At 59.3% G+C, this 22,121-nt stretch carries 18 protein-coding genes and 4 pseudogenes; 6 read left to right on the top strand and 16 right to left on the bottom strand.

Features of this window, described 5'->3' with window-relative positions; all coding sequences use genetic code 11:
* Positions 1–84: 84 nt before the first annotated feature.
* The 6 genes from OKW41_RS01945 to OKW41_RS01920 all read right to left on the bottom strand — a co-directional run bounded on the left by OKW41_RS01945 (position 85) and on the right by OKW41_RS01920 (position 4,570).
* On the bottom strand, positions 85–408 hold the full coding sequence (locus OKW41_RS01945; RefSeq protein WP_429571367.1) for an SOS response-associated peptidase family protein: 324 nt from the start codon (positions 406–408) through the stop codon (positions 85–87).
* 139 nt (positions 409–547) lie between these two features.
* Positions 548–1,198 carry a hypothetical protein gene (locus tag OKW41_RS01940; protein WP_429571366.1) on the bottom strand — a complete coding sequence of 217 codons (651 nt, stop codon included), beginning with the start codon at positions 1,196–1,198 and terminating at the stop codon, positions 548–550.
* Positions 1,199–1,271: 73 nt separating this feature from the next.
* Positions 1,272–2,273, bottom strand: a complete 1,002-nt coding sequence (locus tag OKW41_RS01935) for a glycosyltransferase family 2 protein (RefSeq protein WP_429571365.1) — start codon at positions 2,271–2,273, stop codon at positions 1,272–1,274.
* A gap of 59 nt (positions 2,274–2,332) precedes the next feature.
* Positions 2,333–3,271: an ATP-grasp fold amidoligase family protein gene (locus OKW41_RS01930; RefSeq protein ID WP_429571364.1), complete on the bottom strand. Its 939-nt coding sequence runs from the start codon at positions 3,269–3,271 to the stop codon at positions 2,333–2,335.
* Between the two features lie 4 nt (positions 3,272–3,275).
* Complete coding sequence (locus tag OKW41_RS01925) at positions 3,276–3,656, bottom strand: hypothetical protein (RefSeq protein WP_187638489.1); 381 nt, start codon at positions 3,654–3,656, stop codon at positions 3,276–3,278.
* 647 nt (positions 3,657–4,303) lie between these two features.
* Positions 4,304–4,570, bottom strand: coding sequence for a hypothetical protein (locus OKW41_RS01920; RefSeq protein WP_429571363.1), 267 nt, complete (start codon positions 4,568–4,570; stop codon positions 4,304–4,306).
* A 303-nt stretch (positions 4,571–4,873) separates the two neighbouring features.
* Here OKW41_RS01920 and OKW41_RS01915 point away from each other — a divergent pair.
* Positions 4,874–5,019 (top strand): annotated as a pseudogene (locus tag OKW41_RS01915) (XdhC family protein); the annotation flags it as partial.
* Between the two features lie 35 nt (positions 5,020–5,054).
* On the opposite strand, the gene OKW41_RS01910 reads toward OKW41_RS01915, so the two are convergent.
* The 3 genes from OKW41_RS01910 to ltrA (OKW41_RS01900) form a co-directional block, all read right to left on the bottom strand.
* The gene (locus OKW41_RS01910) at positions 5,055–5,408 is read right to left on the bottom strand and encodes a BON domain-containing protein (RefSeq protein WP_429571362.1); all 354 of its coding nucleotides are present in this window, start codon (positions 5,406–5,408) and stop codon (positions 5,055–5,057) included.
* Between the two features lie 854 nt (positions 5,409–6,262).
* A complete protein-coding gene (ltrA, locus tag OKW41_RS01905; RefSeq protein WP_429571361.1) occupies positions 6,263–7,567 on the bottom strand; it encodes a group II intron reverse transcriptase/maturase in 1,305 nt (434 codons plus the stop codon).
* Between the two features lie 581 nt (positions 7,568–8,148).
* Positions 8,149–9,417, bottom strand: coding sequence for a group II intron reverse transcriptase/maturase (ltrA, locus tag OKW41_RS01900; protein ID WP_429571360.1), 1,269 nt, complete (start codon positions 9,415–9,417; stop codon positions 8,149–8,151).
* A 970-nt stretch (positions 9,418–10,387) separates the two neighbouring features.
* Here ltrA (OKW41_RS01900) and OKW41_RS01895 point away from each other — a divergent pair.
* Entirely contained in the window at positions 10,388–10,639 is a 252-nt protein-coding gene (locus OKW41_RS01895) for a hypothetical protein (RefSeq protein WP_429443996.1), read from the top strand.
* A 67-nt stretch (positions 10,640–10,706) separates the two neighbouring features.
* Here the strand turns inward: OKW41_RS01895 and OKW41_RS01890 are convergent, their stop codons facing one another.
* On the bottom strand, positions 10,707–11,204 hold the full coding sequence (locus OKW41_RS01890; RefSeq protein WP_429571359.1) for a hypothetical protein: 498 nt from the start codon (positions 11,202–11,204) through the stop codon (positions 10,707–10,709).
* Between the two features lie 140 nt (positions 11,205–11,344).
* On the opposite strand from OKW41_RS01890, the pseudogene OKW41_RS01885 reads away from it, so the two are divergent.
* The 3 pseudogenes from OKW41_RS01885 to OKW41_RS01875 all read left to right on the top strand — a co-directional run.
* A pseudogene (locus OKW41_RS01885) lies at positions 11,345–12,052 on the top strand (IS110 family transposase); the annotation flags it as partial.
* A gap of 77 nt (positions 12,053–12,129) precedes the next feature.
* A pseudogene (locus OKW41_RS01880) lies at positions 12,130–13,215 on the top strand (IS630 family transposase).
* A 5-nt stretch (positions 13,216–13,220) separates the two neighbouring features.
* Positions 13,221–13,643 (top strand): annotated as a pseudogene (locus tag OKW41_RS01875) (transposase); the annotation flags it as partial.
* Between the two features lie 539 nt (positions 13,644–14,182).
* On the opposite strand, the gene OKW41_RS01870 reads toward OKW41_RS01875, so the two are convergent.
* The 6 genes from OKW41_RS01870 to OKW41_RS01845 all read right to left on the bottom strand — a co-directional run bounded on the left by OKW41_RS01870 (position 14,183) and on the right by OKW41_RS01845 (position 20,628).
* The gene (locus OKW41_RS01870) at positions 14,183–14,449 is read right to left on the bottom strand and encodes a hypothetical protein (protein ID WP_429571358.1); all 267 of its coding nucleotides are present in this window, start codon (positions 14,447–14,449) and stop codon (positions 14,183–14,185) included.
* Positions 14,450–14,467: 18 nt separating this feature from the next.
* Positions 14,468–14,959, bottom strand: coding sequence for a hypothetical protein (locus OKW41_RS01865; protein WP_429571357.1), 492 nt, complete (start codon positions 14,957–14,959; stop codon positions 14,468–14,470).
* Between the two features lie 262 nt (positions 14,960–15,221).
* The gene (gene istB, locus OKW41_RS01860) at positions 15,222–15,980 is read right to left on the bottom strand and encodes an IS21-like element helper ATPase IstB (protein ID WP_429571356.1); all 759 of its coding nucleotides are present in this window, start codon (positions 15,978–15,980) and stop codon (positions 15,222–15,224) included.
* Positions 15,981–15,992: 12 nt separating this feature from the next.
* Entirely contained in the window at positions 15,993–17,540 is a 1,548-nt protein-coding gene (istA, locus tag OKW41_RS01855) for an IS21 family transposase (protein WP_429571431.1), read from the bottom strand.
* Positions 17,541–18,841: 1,301 nt separating this feature from the next.
* Positions 18,842–19,684, bottom strand: coding sequence for a tetratricopeptide repeat protein (locus tag OKW41_RS01850; RefSeq protein ID WP_429571355.1), 843 nt, complete (start codon positions 19,682–19,684; stop codon positions 18,842–18,844).
* Complete coding sequence (locus OKW41_RS01845; RefSeq protein ID WP_429571354.1) at positions 19,681–20,628, bottom strand: Ku protein; 948 nt, start codon at positions 20,626–20,628, stop codon at positions 19,681–19,683. Before OKW41_RS01845 ends, OKW41_RS01850 begins: the two co-directional genes overlap by 4 nt.
* Before the next feature lie 447 nt (positions 20,629–21,075).
* Here OKW41_RS01845 and OKW41_RS01840 point away from each other — a divergent pair, with 447 nt between their 5' ends.
* Positions 21,076–21,942, top strand: a complete 867-nt coding sequence (locus OKW41_RS01840; RefSeq protein WP_429571313.1) for a transposase — start codon at positions 21,076–21,078, stop codon at positions 21,940–21,942.
* Positions 21,943–22,121: the final 179 nt, after the last annotated feature.

The following is a 22,121-nucleotide window of genomic DNA, read 5'->3' as shown; positions in this document are numbered from 1 at the left end:
TGGTCACCCCGGAAAATCCGCGAAGAACGATCTTTTTTGGCCCGACGGTGCGAGAAATGCACGGATTGGAGTCGGCCCTGCCAGCTAGATAAGGGACGGTTGATCGCCCCCTTCGGGAGCGAGCGCGGTTCGTCCGCGCGGCGGAAGCGGGTACGGTTCCGCGTGCAAGGCGTCGGCTGGCAGCAATCGCAGGAACGATCTGGCTTCGTCCGTACTCCTGCACGAAAGCCAGTCAATGTGATCGGATTGCGGGAGCACGACGACAGCGCGCTTTTCCGCTCCGGGTTTGTGAAACCGCTTCATTAACGGATGCTCGTCGGCGTTGAGCGTAAGCATCGTCATGCTCATGGCTTGCGTGCCGTCCGGGTTTTCGCACGTGCGCCATAGGCCCGCTATGGCACACGACACCTGATCAGCCAGACCGATCCGTCAGCGCACGGGCTTGCCGGTTTCATATGATGGCTTCCCCGGCGACACCCGCCCGTCTTTGCGTTGGCAACAGTTCGGGCCGTGAGTGCGGATGTGTGGACGCCAGGCACAAGAGCACTCAAGCAATGACGCTATGGAGGATGGCGCGCTGGCGCGCGTCTCGAAACAGGGTCGAGGTTATTTCAAGCCGCATGCCCTTTGACGACGTGCGCTCCGCGGAGGCCTCGAGAAAGTATCGGACATTACGCCTGATCGCTTCCATATCGATTCCATAGATGTTGTAGCAGCATCTTCTGCCAGGCGGGAGTGACGCGCGCGATTTACAGGTTCCACATGGTCTCATGTATGGAGTGGGCGCTGTCTCTCGCAGTGAAAAACCTCTCCCTTTAATATTTTCATTTGATGGGGCATTGTCTGGCTTGATGAACGTATAAACACGATCTGGAAGCGATTCCGGGTAGAAGAGGACACCGAAGCAAAAACGTGCAGAAGTGAATATATCCTGAAGATCGAAGCCTCTGAACGGGCGCGTCACGATCGTGCCGCCATATTCGAAGTACAGTTCTTCCCTGAAATGTATTGCGAACGCGCCTGAAGCGGCCACGATCTGATTACGCTCCAAAAACAGAAAGATGGCGCCAAGATCGACGGCATTGGCAACTTCACGCGCGCTGCGCCGAAGGATATTAGGATCGCTTGCCCGTTCGTAGAACGCAACAATGCCTGGAATGTCGCTGTGTTCTGCGCGTCGCAATGTGATGTCCATCATATGCGCTTTATTGCGCCCTCCGCAATGTAATAACGGATCAGCCTTGGAACAGGGCACACACGTCTTCAGTTGACTAAAGGCGACGTCTCGCGAGCGGGTTGGAAATATAGCGAACCGCGAAATCGGAAAGCGGTGAGTACGGCAACAGGCAAAGACTGGACAGCGCGAGCGTGCCTATCTTCTTCTTATAGCTCCAGAACGGATTGGCGACTATCGAGCGCAAATAACCATGCGACTGCCGGCTGACCCATCCCCAGCGCTTCGCGAACGAAGCCTGATAAACAGCAGAGCAAAAATACGCTTTCTCCAGTGAGAAGTCGTGAAACGATGGCGGAAGCTCTATGCCGAGCCGCGAGCGCGCCATCTGCCGAAGGATCGACCAACGCTTGTTCAGCGCCTTGGGCGCCTTGTCGGTGCTGTACGAATTGGCGAAATCGATTCCTGTGTTTTCGGTCCGATGCACGCGGTATGCGCCTAACGATTTCGGGATCGTCGCGATTGCTCCCAACAATGCGACCCCGTAGATCGCGTAGAAGTCTGCGCCGTAGCGATTACTGCTTGCTTCCGGCACGGGAAAGATTTTCTTTAATGCACTGGTCCGGTAGGCGTTGCCTGACGCTGGCGGCGACGGATAGAGCCAACCCCGGCGCAGCAGGCTACCGCAGTCGACTGGCGCGGCGGAGTGAGGTACGTATGTACCCGATGGCTTTCCGGCTGAATCCACAACGTCGAGACGGAACTGAACCTTGACGGAGTCGCCGGCCTCGAATGCTTGCATGACCTCGGACACCGCACCCTTGTACAGTAGATCGTCGGAATCGAGCAGGATCACGAATTCCGTGTCGATCATATTGACTGCATCGTTATATGCGGAGACCTGGCCGCCGTTCTCCTTATAGAACGCCTGGATGCGGCCGGCATAACTTTCTGCGATTTCGCGTGAGCCGTCCGTCGATCCGTCGTCGATCACCAGAACACGCGTTTCCGGGTAGTCCTGAGAAAGAGATGAGTCAATTGCGTCGGCCAGAAAGCGACCGTGGTTGTAATTGCAGATCACGATTGTGATTTTTTGCATGGCGCTTCACCACTGTCGTTACCGCTAATGGAGAGTTCGCGAAAAACATCGGCAGGAAACTACGGTGCCCCGGGCGAAGTTGCTCGTAAGGAAGGCCTTATCGACAGGTAAGCGTCTGGTATCAGGCTTCCCCACTCGTAGTCGATCCTGTCCGGCATGAATGGCAGAACGCCCGCACCCGGCGTGAAAGTAAGTTCACCAAAATAAATCTGGTTATTGGGCGAATACAGGTCAACGCGGACATAGTCGAAGTCCGCCGAGAGCTTGATCCCAGCGTCCACGATCGCGTCGAGATTGTCCGGGCGAGGCGGCGGGTTTTCACTGGGTTTGTACTCGCCAATGACTACGTCCAGATGGTTCCAGTTGACGTCGTACAGATCGCCGCGCGTATCAGCGCCGAATCTGTCCGAGATGACGAGAATGTAGATGACCAGCCGGCCTGATTTGGCACCAAAGCACTGCAGCTTATAGTCGGGGGGAACGTTGCCGCTCTCATCGAGCAGCAGTTGCTCGAAGAAGATACGCGGCTTGATGGGGCGATAGTGCTTTTCCCGACCGATCTTGTAGAAGTCGAGGGACATCCAATGGTTCGCGAGATCCCGCAATTCCTCGAATGAGGTTGCCGATTTGTTTCTGACCACTTTGACATAAGTGCTGCCGTGATTCGCCTTCATCACGAACGAGTCCGGCACCGCATCGAATACCTCTTTCGTGAAGGTCTCGGGGGCGGCAAGCAACGGTATAAGATGGCTCTCGCCAAGCTTTCTCGCAACATAGTCCCTGACCGTAAGCTTGTCGGTCAACTCCGTGAGCCACGGATCCGGCCGCAGGCTTTTCTGCAAAATTTTCTCGTTGAATGTTGTCGGACGAAGCAGGTTCGGATAACGGCCAATGTACTTGTGATGCAACAGGCTCAAGAACAATGGCGCAGGCAGCATCGACTTGGCCGCGTCTTTCAGCTTGCGCAGAGTTGGGTTGGTCGTCGTCATGGTTCCCATCCCGTCAGATAGTCTTGCCGTATGTGAGGCCAGGCCAGCCTTCCAAGTACGTCACTGCGGAGGTTAGCGCACAGAGTCCGTCGTGATTGACGGCGTCGCTAAAGGAAGGTACTTTGGCCCATTTTCGCGAAAACGGCGGCTTCTGCAGGGCTCTTTCGGGATGAAAAGGGTCTGGAGCCTTCTCAACGGCCAGAGATGGAAACTGCGTCCGCAAGATGGCTGGCGTGCGCGGCGATTCGTTCAGCAGCGAATTCAGCCCGCACCGGTCTGCCGTGAGGATATCCCTGCGCATGCGGGTACGCCCGCCGTCAGCAACGACGCGATCCAGAACCAGGTCTACCGATCGAACGAGATCGTCGCCGGTCAGTTGCTCGTAGCGCTTCACCGCAGGGCTAACGTAGTATTCGCACCTGTGCCATCGCAGTCGAGCGCTACGGTCCCTAGCAGGTCCAGAAGTGCCGCTAGGCGTTGCCGGTCCTGAGCGGTAATTCCCGGCCGGACGAGCACGCCTTCAACCTCCGATACGCAGTAATCCCGGCGGATAACCCGCGGACGGCGCACCAGGGTGTTCACCGCAGCTTCCAGCTGTCCTATTTCGTTACGCACGACACCCATTTGCCTCTCCGCAATCCCGAACTGAAATCCGACCTGCTGAGACATCTCTCTCATGCGGTCGCCTGCAAATTCCGACAACGCCCGTCCCCGCTCTACCTGGGCGTTACAACGAGCCATATGACCAGAACAACACCCGTCAGCACTGCGACCAACAGGCGCAACGTCGGCACTTTTGGGTGAGGTCTGCACTAGGGAAAACACCAGATGCGCACTCGCCCATAGGCTGCTGGCTGAGCCCTACGTCTCTCTTCATTAGAAACTGCATATACCCTTTGCATGCGGCGAGCATGCAAGGCGGCCGATCGTCTGCGGCCCGGGGACGCCCGAGTTCGGCCAGGTCCGGTCAGTCCGACTTCATGCGCGAATGACGGGTGCTTAGACCGAACCGGCCGGTCGTGTGCACTGCTGCAGCGCGGCTTAAAGATCCTGACCAGTAATCTCGATGCGCTCTCCACTCGATGGAGGTGTTTTGCGTTCCGCAACTCCCACTAACTTTTGCTTTCCCAACTGAAACGCGAGCAGCAACTGCTTCTGGCTGTCGTCTGCCGCTCCGAGGTATTCGCAAACAACCTCCGGTCTGAGTTCGAAGGCACAGTATCCCCACCCGAAGCCATACGCGGAGAACCACAGCGCTGACCGGCTGTCGACGATTGGGGTTGTCAGTTTGATGTGTTGCGAATCCATGGCGTTGGCCCTCCAGACTGGTGGTTGCCGAACTGGATTGTCCCACAACGTGTCCTCATGGCCGGATGCTAGGCGACATCACGCCGCACTGATGACAGGCGGCTTCGGCTGGTTGTCGACGGCTGCCCGGCGGGGTGGCATCTTCTGACTGCGTACCAGTCACCTAAAGTGGGGCTTCGAATGGCGCATCAAGATGGGGTACCGCCAATCGCGACCAGCGGTGCTGAGGCCCCTCACAGAAGCGCCGGAGCCGTGTCTGGAACATGAATCTGTGCTCTGGCGCGACTTGACTGTAGATCGGCCCCGCCCGAAATGCTCGTGTCGATTCTTGCCGAGTGACAGCGGCGAAGAACGGCGTAACGTTGCCAACGCTATTGCAAATCGAAGGCGCTAAAGGAGCGCGTGAAATTTCACGAAGCGTCGGCTCCTCTTGCAATATTCACGGCTGAAAACGGCCAGTACTTCCCGGCGCCGCCTCGAAGGGTCAATACCCTTTCGTATAGAGCGTCAGATGGTTACTCACCGACGTTACACCCGGCACGCCCTTCGCCACTTCCGCGGCCTGCTGGATCTGAGGACCGTCCGACACGCTGCCGGATAATGTCACGACACCGCCGCGCGCCTTGACGAATACGTTCGACACGTTGAAGTGGGGCGCTTTCGACAACGCCTTGCGTACATCCCGAGCCAGCTTCTTGTCCGCTGGCGTCGCCTTGCCTGAACTTGCAGCCGGACCCGAGCCCATCGGCATAGCGTTGCTGGCTTGCGCGTAGACGTTCGACGTCAACGTCACGCATCCCACGACGACGAGCAGATTCACGACGTTCCATGCTTTCATGATTGCCTCTCTCGTTCGGCCTGGCAGATGGTGAGTCAAAGATAGCCAACATTCCGCTTCTAACAAAGCTGCTTGCACGATTCAGGGAAAGCCCGTATCCAGACGCGCGCCCGCTGGCAGGCCGATCATCGGGCGAGTTCGCGAATGAGCAGCCGCAGTATCGCTGGCGAGGCTTCACCGCAGATCCGAACGCGTGACGCCTTGGAAGCCACCTCACCACGTGCACGATCAGCGTGCTGAAAGGTTACGCCTCAACGCGCTGCACGGAGGCGCCCGACTCCAGTACACATGGCAAGGAACGCTGAACGCCTCAACTGGCGCGTGTTTGCGCTCCAGCTAGCGCCCGCGTGATTATGACGCTCGTAGTCTTTGTATCGGACGTTGAAGCTGAGTACTTCGAGGCAGGCGGTCAAGGCTCTTCTTTTGACCGTCGCGCGCGGCTTGTGTGGCGCATAGACATCCGCGTGAACAGCCGCTACTTTGGAAGTTGCTGCTGCGGTCTTGCAAAGTCGAAGGGCAGAAGTGGCTCGCGTGCCGTCGATCGACGTCGGACAAAGATCGGTAGAGTCGAGATGTGACGCGGTGGCGTTAGGCTGGGTTTGTCTGTTGCCGCCTCTTTCGTCTGGCGGTGCCCGAATAACCTCACCGTTGCTCCGTTTTCACACCCCGCTCATCGGTAGGGTCGAGAACTGGCGCGCGCACGGTAGGCCCCGGTGGCTTCTCCCTCGCTTTCGCGGTGGGCCTCAATCCGGTTGCCATGGTCACGTTTCCAGCTCCCGCCACGTCAAACGCAGCATGCGGTTTTCCCGCACTACGCTTTCCTGTCTGCTTCACGTCAAGGTTTATGGGACCTATCATGCCGGGGACGCTTTCAGTGCGGCAGCACGACGAACCCGGTAGCCGTTGAACAGCTTCAGTTCGTCATATAGCCAGCGCCTACTCCACCTCTTCCAGCCGAAGCCCCGACGATTCCGGGATCGACCCATGTGGCGTCGAATCTTCTTCTCCACCCAGTCCTTGATGAAGCTGAAGCACTCGCTGGAATGTCCAACAGCGAAGTAATTCACCCAGCCTCGCAGCACCGGGTTGATCAGTTGCACTACCCGATCCACCGGTTGCGACTGGTATCGCCGGAACACCTCCTTGAGCTTGCGCAATAGCGCCGTGCGTTTCTTCAACTTCGGCGTATAGTGCGCCCGCCACACCTGTCGCCCGATACTGCGCAGGCGTCGGAAGTCAAACCCCAGGAAGCCGAAGCTCTCCGCGCGGTCCAGATCCACGGTGCGACTCTTCTCTTCATTAACCTCGACCTGTAGTTTGGCAAACTCTTCCCGAAGACGCCGGCTTACCATCCTCCGCAACCACGCATTGCGCGGATGAGCATCGATCAGCACGACCAGATCGTCAGCGAAACGGGCATACTCGACGTAGGTGTACTTCCCGCTACGGGTTGACCCTTTCACCCGCTCCAGCATCCGGTCTACCTCCGTGAGGTAGATGTTACTGAGCAGGGGCGAGATCACGCCGCCTTGCGGAACGCCTTGTTTGCCCGACGCCGTTAGCATCAGCTTCAGCAGATGCATGACGTCGTCGTCCCTGATCCGACGCGCCACTTTTTCGAGCAGTAGGTGATGCCGAACTGTGTCGAAGTAGGCGCGCAAATCGAGGTCTATGACGCGGGTCTTGCACTGAACAATCGCCGTCGCCACCCGATGCACAGCTTCATGCGCGGTACGCTTGGGACGATATCCGTACGACCCCGGTTGGAAGTCTGCCTCGAAGATCGGCTCCAATATGAGCTTGAGCGCACCCTGGACCACCCGGTCACGGATTGCCGGAATCGAAAGGACACGGACCTTGCCCCCGTCCTTCGGTATTTCCTGCCGCCGCGATCGTAGCGGTACGTAGGCACGCCCGATCAGTTCGTCCCGTATCCGCTCGAGGAACGCCTCGACGCCTTGCGCCTCGATGACCTCAAACGTCACCCCGTCGATACCCGGTGCGCCGTTGTTCTTTCTAGCCAGCGCATACGCTTCGCGCAGCGTTTCCATCTTGCAGACATGGACGTACAAACCCCAGAAACGCCAGGACGGTTCAGCCTTCGCCTTGACGTATATTCCCCGCCTCAGGTCCTGCAAACTGCTGGACGCCTTTGTCATCTCGTCCTTGCCTCCCATGTTGTCGAGGAAGTTACAAACAGCAGGGCCCCTTCGCTCCACCAGCGTTACCCGGCTTCACAGCTACTACGGACCCATCCGCCACCCTCTCGCCTTCGGTCCACTTCCCGGGTTCGCCGGTTATAGGACCTACCTTGCTCCGGCGATTTCGCGCCGGGGCGAGGAGGGTTTCTCCAGTTGCTCAGCATGTCCTTGTCATCGTGCCGTCGCTTCCACCCCGCCGAAGTGGAATAGCCGTATCGGTCAGATTTCGGCTACCCATGCTGCCTTCGCCCTCACGGTTGCAGGCTCGGCCTTCGGGTCTCTTCACTTTCGAGGCCACATCCACGTTCATCTTCATTACGGCCCGATGACTCGCACGTCCCCCAAGGAGACGGTCGTCGATAGGCTTCAGAGTCTTGGTTTCCCGCCACCCTGCTATCCAAGCTACGGAGCTTCTGACTTCTACTCCGGCAGGTCTATCTCCTGCTGAACACGCCAGCCTTAGCTGGACACACAACCGGACATGCAGATTTCCCGCATCCGGCTCTCGGACAAGACATCACGCCTTCGTACACGGCAAGTTACAGCCAAGGGCCCGTCAGGCGTACGAGACCGAAGTGCCCGTAGAGGTGCTGGAGTGGATAGCTCCCGCCCCGGCGACGCCTGACCTTATGCTTGTTCCGTAACCACCGGCGCAACCGCGCAGCGGTATAGCTGTCGAGCGCCCGGTACGCGCGTCTGAACGTCCCTACCTTAAAGTAGTTCGCCCAGCCGCGTAGCATGCGATTCAACTTGCCAACCAGCTCCGTGGTGTCCAGCCACGTCATAGAAGCGGCGGTCAGCGCATGAACCTTCTCAACCATGCGCCGGATACTCTTCTTCGACGGACGCATGCCCATGCGGGCCTGACCAGTCGTCGCTGAGTACATCCGCCCAAACGTGTAACCCAGGAAATCGAATTCCCCTTCCGGAACCGCACAAAGTTGTGTCTTCTCCTCGTTGACCGTCAGCTTCAGCTTGCTCATGATCTCGCGCAGTCGAGACAACGCTTCTTCAGCTTTGCCTCGCTTGCACAGGATCACCAGATCGTCCGCGTAGGTCACGATTCGACTGCCAAGACTTCGCTCAAGCCCGAGCTTCTTCCATGCCAACACAAACCGGCGCATGTAGATATTCGCCAGCAGTGGTGAGATGGGTGAGCCTTGCGGAATGCCGCGCCTGCTGTCCTTGGCCTCGGTCGTACGTGTCTTCCGGCCTCGGTGATCGGTTTCTTCAACGGAGCACTCCAACCACATCCTGATCAGATGCAGCACGCGCCGATCCACGATGCGTCGCGCGAGCGACAACATCAAATCGGCGTGGGGAATACTTCCGAAGTAGTCCGCGAGGTCGGCGTCTACGACGTCCGTTTGCCCTCTATGCAGCCGCTCTTCCACCTCGATCACCGCTTGCTGGGCATTTCGCCCCGGGCGGTAAGCGTACTGCTCTGGTGGGAGGTCAGCTTCGAAGATCGGTTCGAGCACCAGCATCGCTGCTGTCATGCACACCCGATCTCGCAAGGTCGAGATGCCCAGTGGCCTCAGCTTGCCATTGGCCTTCGGGATAAACACTCGTCTGATAGGGTCCGGCCGGTAAGTCTCCTGCCTGAGCGCAAGCGCCAGTTCGCCAAGCCATTTCTGCACCCCATACGCTTCGACCTCCGTGAAGTCTTGCCGATCGACACCCGGGGCGCCCCTGTTCGAGCGGCACTGGGCGTACGCATGCGCCAGCACATCCTCACGATAGATCTTGTCGTACAGAGCATAGAAGCGGTACCCGGCTTCTGCCTTCGCTTTCGCGTGTAACGCCATCTGCAGCTTCTGAACACTGATCGGAGTTGATAGGTTTCCCAATCTCCAGGTCCCTCACTACGTGTTGCGTTTGTCTTGAACTGAGGCCCCTTTCCTCCACCGGCATTACCCGGCTTCAGCGGTACTACGGGCCTCTCCGTCACCCCAAGGCGCCCGGCCTGTCCCTCACGGGCGTCCGGTTGGTCATCCCTGACCACGCCAGGGGGCTTCCCGTGTTGCGTGCGCTTCCCTTGTGTGCATGCTGTCGCCACTACCCCGGCGCAGCGACTGGATGTCCTGCCTGCTCATTCACCCAGCCGTATCAGCCTTCCCCGTAATGGCAGTCGGGTCGGCCTGCGCATCGACCTTTTCGAGGCTTGCTCGGCGTTCACACGTGTTACGGCCTGCACACTCGCGCTGTCAACGTAATTTGTGACACGCTACACCGAAGGCTTCAGCCATTTCGTTACCTCCATAGCTGCTCCGGTTGCTTCCGGCTGGAGCGGTTGCCGGGTGGGGCTTACACCCACTGGGAAAACGCCGCCTTTACACGGCGCACGCCATCTCCGGCCGTTCGACCGCGCTCTGGGCCGGACATTCGAACGTCGGCTCGATTGTCGTAAAAGTCCTTGATCCTGCTGTTGGCGACTCCAGCGCAACCATCGCCCGGGATTTTTCGGCGATCACTGCTTCACGTGCGTAAGCTCGTACGGTCGGCGCGGGCAGATCAAAGAGCACTGGCAAGGAGCCTCCTCTGCACCCGTATATCAGTCGCGATCAGCATGCGCCCACCAGCCAGCGCGGCAGTGAGTCGTCTATTTTAAATAGCTCACTATTTGACGGAGCAGCCTACGCTGCCCTTGCGCACAACTACACGGATCATTTCTACAACCGCTCCTTTGTTCTAAATTCTTGTTGCCCAGATCGTTTTGAAAGAGTCACGTCAAATCCGGCGCGACAAGTGCATCCTCAACAGCGGAAGGAGTTGGAAATGGCTTACAACGTCGATAACTGGGGCGTCATTGAAAACGGCGCCACGATCGGAGTCGGATTTCTGATCAATGGCGGGCAAAATTTTGGTTCGCAGTGGGCGGAAGGCGAGCCACAAGACGCCGGCAATACGCTTACAACGACTAACGCTCGAATCGGTTTTGGAGATGACGGCTTGTTTTCCTACGCATTCGATTTGCACTGCGACGGCCGCGGCTGCCGTTTCGGCCTTCACGGGGGCGGGCAAACCTGAGTGTACCCATACTCGCTCTTCCAACATTCACTTCTGAGCACGAGCGTTCAAGCCGTTGCCCAGATCACTATGAAAGGCAGGGAATATCATGACGCACAAGATGACGGTCGTCACAGACACAGCGGGTAAATTTCTTGGCGCGGTACGTTCCGGCACGGTCCAGGACGGGGAAAACACGCTCCATGTCCATGCATTGCCGCACCCAAACCACAAGCACCACGAGGTCGAAGTCGATGAAGAGATGATGCGCAAACCTTTTGAGGAGGTACGCCAGATCCTGCTTAGCAAGATCTGATAGTTTGTCGAAGAAGGCCGTTCGTCCAGAGCGTGGCGCGTTAGCGCGAAGGCGAAGGGTTATGGATTCGATCGGTTCTGCCGGGGCCAGGGCTCCCGTTCTGGCCTTCACGGAGGCATGCAACATGCCGCTCACGACGGCATCTCGCACGCACGGCATCTTGCCTTCCGGTCGACGCACGATCCAGCCGCAAAGCAGGAGGGCGGCAAGCGCAACCAGATACGCGGCGCCGACCTGGTTGGTTTGCAGTGCGTGCAGCACGGTCGGCAAGTAACGTCGTGTCGCAGGGACGCCGAATAGAGCACGGGAGCTTGGATGACCGAAGCCCCATTAAGATGCTATGTGGGACTACCAGACCGAGGCCCGTTTAGCTAAAACGGAATTTCCAACCCTGCGCAAAGGAGACGGAAATGTCTACGACCCATGCAGTCCCACACGACAAGGATACGGCGATCCAGGGCGAGCTGTACGTGAGCTTCGAACTCGGCGACAAGTCCTGGAAGTTGACGGCCAGCGATGGCCGACAGGGCCCGAGCCGCTACAGCGTGCACGCGGGCGACACGGCTGCCGTACTCGACTGCGCAAGTCGTGCCATGCGGCGATGCGGCCTCGAGCCGCAGGCCAAGGTCCATTCCTGCTATGAGGCCGGCCGCGATGGCTGGTGGCTGCACCGCTGGTTGACCGGGCAAGGCATCGACAACCTCGTGGTGGACGCCGCCAGCATCGAGGTGAACCGACGTGCGAGGCGAGCCAAGACCGACCGGCTCGACGGCGACAAACTGCTGGCGCTGCTCAGGCGCCATCACGCGGGCGAGCGCGTCTGGTCGGTGTTGCGCGAGCCCACACCCGAGCAGGAAGACGCTCGCCGTACCCATCGTGAGCTGACCCGGCTGAGCCAGGAGCGCGTCGCCCACATGAACCGCATCCGCTCATTGCTGGTGCTGCATAACCTGCGTCCGCAGGCCATCATCGGCGGGCGCGACTGGGCACACTGGTGGGCAAATCACCGCGATCAGGTGCCGCCCATGCTATGCGGCGAGATCGAGCGCGAGAGCGCGCGGCTGGCGCTGGTCAAGCAACAGATCAGGAACCTGGAGGCCGCAAGCCGCCACGAACTAGTGTAGTGCTTCTGAATTAGTGGAACCAAGAAGGTCTTGCCATTGTCATGCTCTTTGTACGAATGATGGAGCGAGTCATGAAGACGGCGAGACCGATCGAATTGAGCAGCGAACAACGCATCAAGCTTGAAGCGATGGCGAGATCGCAAACCCTCGAGGTAAGAGCCGTTCGGCGAGCGCAGATCGTCCTGTTGGCAGCCGATGGCATGGGCAATCGGGAGATTGCCGCAGCCTTGGGAATCGGCGGGTGCAGGTGGGACGCTGGCGCGAGCGCTTTGTTCGGGGCGGCGTCGCGGCGATAAAAGATGACCTGCCGCGCAGTGGGCGCAAGCCACGCATCGATCGCGCCGAGATTGTACGGTTGACGACGCAGACCACGCCTGAAGCTGCGACTCACTGGAGCACGCGCACGCTCGCTAGGACAGCTGGCGTCAGCGACACAACGGTGCTGCGAATCTGGCAGGCCAACGGACTCAAGCCTCACCTGATCGAGAGCTTCAAAGTCTCGCGAGATCCGAAGTTCGCCGAGAAGCTCGAAGACATCGTGGGCTTGTATATGTCCCCGCCGGAGCACGCGTTGGTTCTGTGTTGCGACGAGAAGAGCCAGGTGCAGGCGCTCGATCGCACCCAGCCCGGACTGCCCTTGAAGAGAGGCCGTGCGGCCACCCCAGACTCATGACTACAAGCGTCACGGCACCACGACCCTGTTCGCGGCGCTCAATACCGTCGATGGCTCGGTCATCGCCCGCTGTGATCAGCGCCACCGTCACAGCGAATGGCTCGCCTTCTTGCGCCAGATTGACCGTGAAACTCCCAAGGGCAAAGAGTTGCATTTGATCTGCGATAACTATGCCACGCACAAGCACCCTAAAGTTGAGGAGTGGCTCGCGAAACATCCTCGTTTCACCGTGCATTTCACGCCGACCTCCGCATCGTGGCTGAACATGGTGGAACGCTTCTTTCGCGATATCACTACCGAACGTTTGCGCCGTGGCGTGTTCCGCTGCGTTCCCGATCTGGTCCTCGCTATCAAGGAGTACATCGCCGTGCATAACCAGGATCCCAAACCATTCGTGTGGACTGCCAAGGCCAATGACATCTTGCAGAAAGTCATTCGCGCCAACCGTCGCCTTGGTTCCAAGAAAAACGAAGCACTACACTAGCCGATGGCAAGCACCCGCTCGTGACCCAACTCGCCCGGCTGCGCGCGATCGGGCCCAAGGGCGCCTGGGTATTGGTCAAGGAAGTATTTGGCTGGCGACGTTTCGCCAACCGGCGCGAGGTCGCAGGGTGTCTTGGACTGACGCCCACGCCTTATGACAGCGGAGACAGCCAGATCGAACAGGGCATCAGCAAAGCCGGCAACAGGCGAGCGCGCACGATCCTCGTCGAACAGGCCTGGCGCTGGCTGCGCCTGCAGCCCGACAGCCTTCTGACCCAGTGGTTCAACCGGCGCTTTGCGGGCAACGGCAAGCGTATGCGACGTGTGGGCATCGTCGCATTGGCGCGGCGGCTCGCCATCGCCCTATGGCGCTACCTGGAGCACGGCGAGATTCCAGCCGGGGCCTCGCTCAGCTCTACTGCACCCTGACGTTTCGGAACGGTATCGTTCGCATTGCCTGCCAAGGCACACATCATGATCAAAGGTCGACGCGCCCGTAACGGCAGCGGGTCACCATACCGTGACCGCTCTGAAAGATGGGGCGCGCCCATAACTGGGGTTTGCCAGTGCGCCTTGCGCGCATACCGCATGAGGTACATGGCGCTTGCGCCCTGTACGGATAGAAGTTCGTTGGGGCGCCAGCCCGAACGCAAGTCACACCCCGACCTCGGATCACGATCGAACGGCCATACCGCACCCGCCACCTCATGTCGCCAACAACATAAAGGTCTCGCCATGAAATCGGATTCCTTCACCTGACGATCAATAATGGCTTGACAAACAAGTCCCCATAGAAGCTGCCATTGAGATAACGTAGGTTTGAACGGCGGTATTGGGTCGACCAGAGCCCCTTCCCCGACCGTCGGCAATGGGTCGACCAGAGCCCTTCCCCGAACGCCCGCGCTGAACCAAAAAAAATCCCCAGGGTGTAAGCCCCGGGGATGTCGAAAGAAACTGCCGCACGCCGATCAGGCTGCTGCGGCGAAAAGATCAAACTGCGGCGCCGCCGGCTTGAGCATCGCCGTGTGCTGCGCGTCACTCACGCTATTCGCAATCAGGTGCATGCCCAGCTCGTCGGGCGTCAGATTTAAACGCTGGGCGAGCCTGCTGAAGTACTGCCCTCGCTTTGCCATCTCCTGATATCGCTGCGCCATGCCGACTGGCAGCTTCACAATGCCTTCGTTCAGCCAGAAACGCGCTGACTCCATCGCATCATGGTGCTGGGTTCTCAGCATGTACGCAGTGTCGTACGTTTAGGTCACGAACTCGCATGCTGCCTCGGCATCGACCTCAAACTGCGAGGCCTCCTGGAAGTACACCGTTTGATCGCCTGCCGACGTTCGCGCGTACCACCCTGCACGCTCCGGATGCCTGTAGCGATTCCACTGTTCCGCATCGAAATCGCGGAGGCCGACCGTAGGTGCCTCACGGTCATACCGATCCACCGGGTACCAGCCATGCAGAACAATCTCTGCCTTCGGCTTCGGCTCGACGTGAGGAACCGCATATCTGCGGCCAAGCACGTTGACGTCATGCCACGCAGTGAGCGCGGGGAACGCATGCGGTGCGTAGTGGTGCATCGACAGAAATAAATCGATCGCCACAAGCTGCTGCGGCGTGACGAATTCGAACTGCGGATCGCACAGCATCCGGTTGTCTTCGGTATCGTCAATGCGACCGGATGCGAGATCGCCCGCGTGAGCTTCCGCCCGATCCCGCTCGTTCGCGTCGATCGAAAGCAGCATGCGTAACATCCGGACCCTCTCCCATAATCCATAGGTATCCGGCTGGATTCGCGCGTACCCCGCATCACTGATCGTGCGTCCAACGAGCTCACGCCGAGACAGATCCCACTGGATCGCCAGAAGATAGTTACGGAACTACGTATTCCACGCAAAGAGAACAGCCATTCCAAGGCAAAGTGAATCGTGATTCCACGGCAAAGAGAACAAGAATTCCACACCATCGCGAACAAACTGAGCGCAGCGACGCGGGACCTTTGCCTTTTTACTCGGACTGCTGCTTCGCGGTCAATCGGCTACGTGTCTTGCGCAGTGATTCGCCCGCGAGGGTGATGCGATGTGCGTTGTGCACGAGCCGGTCGAGGATCGCGTCGGCGACGGTCGGCTCGCCGATCGCTTCATGCCAGTGATCAACCGGAATCTGGCTTGTGGCCAGCGTGGATCGGTGTCCGTGCCGGTCATCGAGCACCTCCAGCAGGTCGCGCCTGGCCGAATCGGTCAGCGGCGCCATGGCCAGATCGTCGAGAATCACGAGATCCGTCTTGGCCAGTTGTGCGAGCCACCGCGCGTAGCGCCCGCTGCCGTGTGCGATCGCCAGTTCCTCGTTCAGCTTCGGCACGCGCAGATAGCACGCGGAGAACCCCTGACGGCACGCCTGGATGGCGAAGGCGCAACCCAACCAGCTCTTGCCGAGCCCGGTCGGGCCAACCAGGATCAGGTTCTGCCGCTCCCGAAGCCACTCACCGGTCAGCAGTCGGGCGGTAAGCGCCCGGTCCAGCCCGCGGGCGGTGCGATAGTCGATGTCCTCGGGCGACGCGTCAGGGACCTTCAGTCTGGCCCGGCGCAGCCGGGCCGCCGTTTGTCGCGAGTCACGCTCGCTGGCTTCGCGCTCGACCAGCAGCCCCAGACGCTCTTCAAAGCCCAGCCGGTCAATGCCGTCCTGGGTCTGTTGCTCGGCAAGCGCCGCCGCCATGCCGGGCAGGCGCAGCGCGTGCAGTTTGTCGACAGTGGGATGTTGCAGCATAACGACTCCCTTTCAATGATAGTAAGACGGCCCGCGCACGTTGGCGTGCATGAGCGGCAGGTCAGCCTGGGCGGGAGCCGCTTCGGGCTCCCGGTCCAGGCCGTTCTTCAGCGTCGAGGCAATGAACTTGTAGTTCGGCGCTTTCAGATCGATGGCGCGGCGGCAGGCGGCTTCGAGCCGGTCGCGCCCGTAGTCCTTGCCCATGCGCAGCACGCCCAGGCAGGTTCGATAGGATTGCTGCGGGTGCTTGCGGGCACCCAGCAGGTGCTGGATAACGGCCGCCGTATGCGGACCGATGTCGGCGGCCCAGTTGCGCAGCCGCTGCGGATCCCAGCCTTTCGCGACCGCGAGATGCTCGGGCGGCATGTGCGCGTCGATCGTGGTGTGGTGGCGAGCTCGGGCGCTTTTGCCGTGGGCGGCAATGCGTTGGCCACGATGGAAGATTTCGACGGTGCTGGCCGTGTGACGCATGTCGACCTGCTCGCGCGCGTAGCGGTACGGCACCGAGTAGTAGTGCTGATCGAGCTCAACGTGGTAGTCCGGGCCGACGCGTGCGACCTTCCATTCCGCGTACTGATACGGCCGCTCGGGCAACGGCCTGAGCGCCGGGCGATCGATCTCGTCGAAGACGCTACGGCGGGAGCCAGGTAATTTCTTGAAGGGCCGGTTGTTCAGATCGGTCAACAATGCGGCGACCGCCCGGTTTGCCCCGTCCAGACTGAAGAAGCGCTGATTCCGCAGGCGGGCGAGGACCCATCTCTGCACCAGGAGAACCGATAACTCTGCTTTCGGCTTGTCTCGCGGTTTTTTACTGCGAGCCGGAATCACAGCCACGGAGTAATGCCTGGCCATTTCCTGGTAGGTTGGATTGATGTCCGGATCGTAGAACCCGGGCTTGTGGACGCCCGATTTCAGGTTGTCAGGGACCAGGATTTCGACCAAGCCGTCATAGAACGCGAAGGCGCGCACGTGCGAGCCGATCCAGTCTGGCAACTGCTGGGTCCAGGTGAGTTCCGCGAAGGTGAAGCCGGACACGCCGAGCGCAGCGACGAACAACTCGGCCTCGCGGATTTCACCGGTGTCCGGGTTGATGATGCCCAGCTTCTTGCCCGAGTAGTCGACGAACAGCTTCTGGCCCGGCACGTGCGTTTGCCGCATCGTGACCGGCAGCCGCTGCGCCCATTCCTGGTAAGCCTTGCAAAACCAGCTGTAGCCGCAGCCGTCCGGATGCTGCGCCTTGTATTCCTGCCACAGCAGATCAAGCGTGACGCCTTTCCTGCCGATCTCGCGATGCACCGTCGGCCAGTCCGGCATGCCGCGCGTTGGCTCGCGCCGCGCCGGCGGCGGATACAGCCTCGCCTCGAGCGCCGCGTCGTCCGTCAGCAGTTCCGCTGGCAGCGGCCAGCCCAGCCCTGCCAGCCGCGTGCGGCGCAGGTAATGCCACACCGTTGTTGTCGAGGCGCCGACCGCGTCGGCGATCTCCCTCTGGTTGCGGTCGCACTCGAAATGCAGCCGCAGCACTTCCCTGATTTTGCGCATGGTCAACCTGACATTTGCCATTCGGCACTCCCGACAAAACCGTCGATCGTGCCACCGTTGACCCACGTCGCCGCCACCCCGAAATCCTGTTCGCGATGGCGTGGAAACCCTGTTCTTTCTGCCGTGGAATCGGCATTAACTTTGCCGTGGAATTCGTGTTCTTTTTGCCGTGGAATCCCTGTTCACTTTGGCGTGGAATATTCACCTGAGAAGGAGAACGCTAAAAATCACACGCTCGGGGAAGGCGTCGACGGTAGGCAAACGAACGCGACGCAAAGTAAGACGAAGTAGCAGTCGGCAGTATGAAAACGGTAGTCAATAGCCTAAGTTTTCGGGCCACCTTCGGGTGGCCCCTTGTTTTCTAGCCCCACATCGCGAGAAACGCTTCGCGACCTTAGACCGTTACTGAGCCAGATAGACGTGCACGCCGTCTGGCCGAAGGTGGCTCATCTACGACCCCAGGGTGCGGCATGTTGTCGACACTTTGGTGGAACTGGCCGAACAGGGTAAACTGGATTGAATCTGCAAGTCTGCTAACCGCGAGAGAGCCTCGAATCCATGCAACATCTCCTCTCGTATCACCGGAAGCAAACGCCTAGGACAACGACAACGACAAGGTAAGCGTGTTTGCAACTTCGTCGAAGTTCCGCAAGGGGTTGTCGGAAAGAGGAACGCGAACCATGGCGCAATCGGCATTGCTACGGTTCTTTTCTCGAAGCTGTGCACAGGCAGCCAAAGGAGCGCATTGAAGCACCGGCGACTTCTAGTCGTGTGGCCGCGACTCGTGGGAGTTTGCAGGCGGCCGCGTTCGGTGGCAGAGGTAACTCGCGTGCGCTAATCCTTCGTCTTGGTTGCCCAAACTCCGCGCTCTGAACAGCAATTGAAGCAAACACACGGGAGCTTGGCAGGAAGGCTGTCAAGTGCGAATAACGAGAGACGCGTCGCTCAAGGATAACGAATTACACAGATTAAAGCTTATAAGATTACCGGAGTGCTCGACCGAGAAAACGTCTTGCCCGCAGCACAGTTTTCGGAAGTGGATACCCATTTTCCGTGTGTGAAGGCCAAGCAAAACGTGGGTGGAGGACAAGTTGCGCGTGGGTGGAGGACAAGTAAAACGTGGGTGGAGGACAAGTCGTGTCGATGAACTTCGACAGAACGATTGCGTCACGAGAACGATACGGAACGCGGTGACTGGAGCTTCGTACCTGTTCGCATCAGGCCGTCGTCCGGACATGCCGCAGAGTTCCAGCATTCTCATGAACGGGTTGATAGGTCGAACGCCGTGTTCTGAAACCCATGAATCGTCGGCGAGGTCCACTTCAGCCAATCAACCGGCGATAAGCATTAAGGTGTCGAACTAGACCCTGTTTGTCGCCGCGAATCTCGCTCAGCCGGGCGAGGTTAAAGTGTGCGTCAGCATGCGTCGGGTCAAGTTCTATGCACCGCTGATAGGTCGCCGCCGCAGCGTCATAGCGTTTTAGCTCTTCGAGAACGACCGCGCGGTTGAAGTGCAGTAACGCGTCATCTGGGAAGTGCTCTAACGCCCCATCAAAAACGGACAATGCCTCATCGCAGCGCGTTTCTGCCTCGCACAGCAATACGCCCAGATTCGTATAAGCGTGGTAATGCGGTGATGGCGCGAGCTCGAGCACTTTCCGGTACGCCTGCTCCGCGCCAATAGCGTCGGTTCCGGTGAGTTGTTCGGCGAGTGCGAACCATTCCTCCGCTTGCTGTTCGCGACTCGTCTGGTTTCGCGGTGCCGAGTCGAGGAAAGCGACCTCGCCTCTAATAGGTGCGACCTCGAAGTCGAGCAGGTGCTGGCCGGAAGCGGCGTCCCATTGGGCCTGTCCTGACCTGACAGCCACCGTCTCGCCTACCGATGTGATTCGAATTCCAGAAAGCGGAAGCTCGTCAGGAAGTTCGGCTTTCAGCTTCGCAAGCGCCCTCAGAATCTTGCGTGTTGAGACTTTGGCTGATTGCAACTGAAACGCTGTGCGCAGGACCACGACATCCTGGAAAGAGAACCGGAGTTCGTTGCGCCGGCCGCGCGAGGGATGGACGAAGCCCGCGTCAATCAGTCCGGCCAGAACTCTGCGCGAGACGCCCAGCAGCGACTGGAGGCTTCGCAACGAATAGTCGTATGACAGATTTCGTCTGTTCACTTGCGAGCTCGAACCTTTGCCGGCGGTGCTTCTTTGACGTCGACTCTCGGAGCGGCTCGTTTGACAGGGCGCCGAGGTTTGGCTGATAGCGCTTCGACGTCATCGACGGGAGCCTTCTTCGGAGCGGCCGCTTTTGCGGCCGTTTTGGCAGGAGGGGCCCGTTTCGCCTTGCTGGCGCTAAGACTTGCACGCAGTGCTTCCATCAAGTCAATCACCTGGCCGCCAGATTCCTCAGCTGGCGCCTCCGGCGACACAATCTGTTTGCCTGCGATTTTCCGGTCGATGGCTTCGAGAATCCGCTTCTTTTCTTCGTCTTCGTACGCAGTCGGGACATATGCGTCTTCTGATACCTGGTCGATGATTTGAAGCGCGAGCTTCAACTCCGTATCACTGACAGTGACCTGCTCAATATGCAAATCGCTCAGCGCGCGCACTTCATCGGCAAATAGCAGTTGCTGGAAGACCATCCCGTCTTCAGCCGGCCTTATCTGAACGACTCGGGTCTTTCCCTTGTACGACCATTTTGCCAGCGCGCAACGTTCGCTCTCTCGCATGGCCTGTTGCAGCAGACTATAGGGTTTGCCGCCGCGTTTGTCGGGAGCGATGAAATACGCCTTATCGTAGTAGAGCGGGTCCACCGACTTTTCTGGGACGAACGAGACAATTTCTACAACATGCGTAGCACCCTCTTCAAGCGCCTTCACCTCGTCCGCAGCGAAGACGACGAACTGCCCCTTTTCAAACTCGTATCCCTTCTTCATATCCGCGCGTGCGACGACCGCGCCAGTGGCCTCCGATATGTACTGCTGCTTTACCCGACCGCCTTCTGGCGTCAGGAGATTGAAGCCTACCCCTGAGGCACTCTCGGTGGCCGAATACAGTTTGACCGGAATGGAAACCAGCCCGAAGGAAAGGGTCAACGATGCGATTGAGCGCGCTGTCATGGACTTCTCCTCGTAGCCGGCGGCAGGAAGCTCGCGCGGCTTCTGATTACGGCTTGGACCAGCCAGCTGTCGGAGGCTAGCCGATACCCTCCCGGCCTTCGCAAGCTTAGCACCGGGAAACCGGTTCCCGAAGGCCGAAGCAATTCAGATGCCGTGGATGCTCGTAGGCCGCCTTCCTGCGAAAGCTTTGGACGAACAGAAAGTTCGGTTCGCGTGCAAACGGCGGCGCTGTGCTGTTTTCGCAGGGTACCCATGTTTGCTACCTGCTAGCGCCGCTGATTTTGGCTCACTGGCGGATAAAGCACTCGAACTGGTAAGGAGCAAAGCGACACCCACAACTGGTTGCGGGTTTTTTCCAGCTGGCGGAATCGGTTGAAAGGCCCCCCGGGCTTGGGTTCTACACGCCTGGCACGAATCGGCTAGAATCCCGATGCTTTGAAGGTCGAAATGGCCGAAAGTCAGTCGTGGCAAGAGATTCCAACGAGATTGAGCGTCGAAGAGTTCGAGCAATTTGTCTGGCCGCATCTGACCAAGGGCCGTCGCGGACCCGCGCGAAAGCTCAGCGCGCATGCGATTTTCAACTACATCCTGAAGGCGCTCTATCTCGGCTGCCAGTGGAAGGAGTTGCCCATCGAGAAGGATTGGCATAGCCGTCCCGAGATCCATTACACACGCATTTATCGCGCCTTCCGGCGCTGGGAATCGGACGGATGCCTTGATGCCATTTTCGAGGCTTCGGTGTTCAGGCTTCATGGCGATCACCGCCTGGACACGCGCATCATCCATGGCGATGGCACCACAACCGCCGCGAAGAAAGGCGGCGACAATCTCGGCTTCAGCGGCCACAAGAAGCTCAAGGGCTGCAAGGTGGTTGCCCTGTGTGACCGGAATTGCAACGTTATCGCGCCGTTCGTCAGAGCACCGGGCAATCGCAATGAATCGCCGCTGTTACGAGAAGCGCTGCCGCGCCTCACGAGCATCGCCCGTGCGGTGGGGCTGGATCTGCGGGGCACGGTCATGAGCCTGGATGGCGTGTACGATTGCCGGCCCAACCGCAAAGCCGTTTTCAATCGCGGCATGGTGCCTAACATCAACCCTAATTCGCGCGGCAGAAAAGGACCGAAGCGCGGGCGCAAGCCGCTATTCGATCCGGCCATCTTTAAAGAACGGTTCAGGACGATCGAGCGGGTGTTCGCGTGGGAAGATAAGTTCCGGCGCCTGCTGCTGCGCTTCGAGCGACTCAGCCACCTACACTACGCATTGAAAACCCTCGCGTACACGATGATCAATCTTCGGCACTACTGTCGAAGCTGATCACTTGCTTCGAGACCTTTGTTTCATCGCCGGCCATCGTGCCGTGGTCACGCTCGCCCGCACCATGCCGATACCTTCGCACAACGACACACATGGTCGCATCGCACGCCTGGCCGCCGCGATTCCTTCCCATCCCGTGGGCTTGTCCAACCGCCCTGCGTCGAGCCTGCTCGAAACGC

Source organism: Paraburkholderia sp. UCT70 (assembly GCF_050434085.1).
Lineage (GTDB): Bacteria > Pseudomonadota > Gammaproteobacteria > Burkholderiales > Burkholderiaceae > Paraburkholderia > Paraburkholderia tuberum.
This window is presented reverse-complemented; position numbering and strand designations above follow the sequence as displayed.

What these genes read in the sequence shown, in the direction of transcription:
- OKW41_RS01940 (WP_429571366.1), bottom strand. Translation starts at nt 1,198, where the DNA reads ATGATGGACATCACATTGCGACGCGCAGAACACAGCGACATTCCAGGC.
- OKW41_RS01935 (WP_429571365.1), bottom strand. Translation starts at nt 2,273, where the DNA reads ATGCAAAAAATCACAATCGTGATCTGCAATTACAACCACGGTCGCTTT.
- OKW41_RS01930 (WP_429571364.1), bottom strand. Translation starts at nt 3,271, where the DNA reads ATGGGAACCATGACGACGACCAACCCAACTCTGCGCAAGCTGAAAGAC.
- OKW41_RS01920 (WP_429571363.1), bottom strand. Translation starts at nt 4,570, where the DNA reads ATGGATTCGCAACACATCAAACTGACAACCCCAATCGTCGACAGCCGG.
- OKW41_RS01910 (WP_429571362.1), bottom strand. Translation starts at nt 5,408, where the DNA reads ATGAAAGCATGGAACGTCGTGAATCTGCTCGTCGTCGTGGGATGCGTG.
- ltrA (WP_429571361.1), bottom strand. Translation starts at nt 7,567, where the DNA reads ATGACAAAGGCGTCCAGCAGTTTGCAGGACCTGAGGCGGGGAATATAC.
- ltrA (WP_429571360.1), bottom strand. Translation starts at nt 9,417, where the DNA reads ATGGCGTTACACGCGAAAGCGAAGGCAGAAGCCGGGTACCGCTTCTAT.
- OKW41_RS01895 (WP_429443996.1), top strand. Translation starts at nt 10,388, where the DNA reads ATGGCTTACAACGTCGATAACTGGGGCGTCATTGAAAACGGCGCCACG.
- OKW41_RS01870 (WP_429571358.1), bottom strand. Translation starts at nt 14,449, where the DNA reads ATGCTGAGAACCCAGCACCATGATGCGATGGAGTCAGCGCGTTTCTGG.
- OKW41_RS01865 (WP_429571357.1), bottom strand. Translation starts at nt 14,959, where the DNA reads ATGCTGCTTTCGATCGACGCGAACGAGCGGGATCGGGCGGAAGCTCAC.
- istB (WP_429571356.1), bottom strand. Translation starts at nt 15,980, where the DNA reads ATGCTGCAACATCCCACTGTCGACAAACTGCACGCGCTGCGCCTGCCC.
- istA (WP_429571431.1), bottom strand. Translation starts at nt 17,540, where the DNA reads ATGGCAAATGTCAGGTTGACCATGCGCAAAATCAGGGAAGTGCTGCGG.
- OKW41_RS01845 (WP_429571354.1), bottom strand. Translation starts at nt 20,628, where the DNA reads ATGACAGCGCGCTCAATCGCATCGTTGACCCTTTCCTTCGGGCTGGTT.
- OKW41_RS01840 (WP_429571313.1), top strand. Translation starts at nt 21,076, where the DNA reads ATGGCCGAAAGTCAGTCGTGGCAAGAGATTCCAACGAGATTGAGCGTC.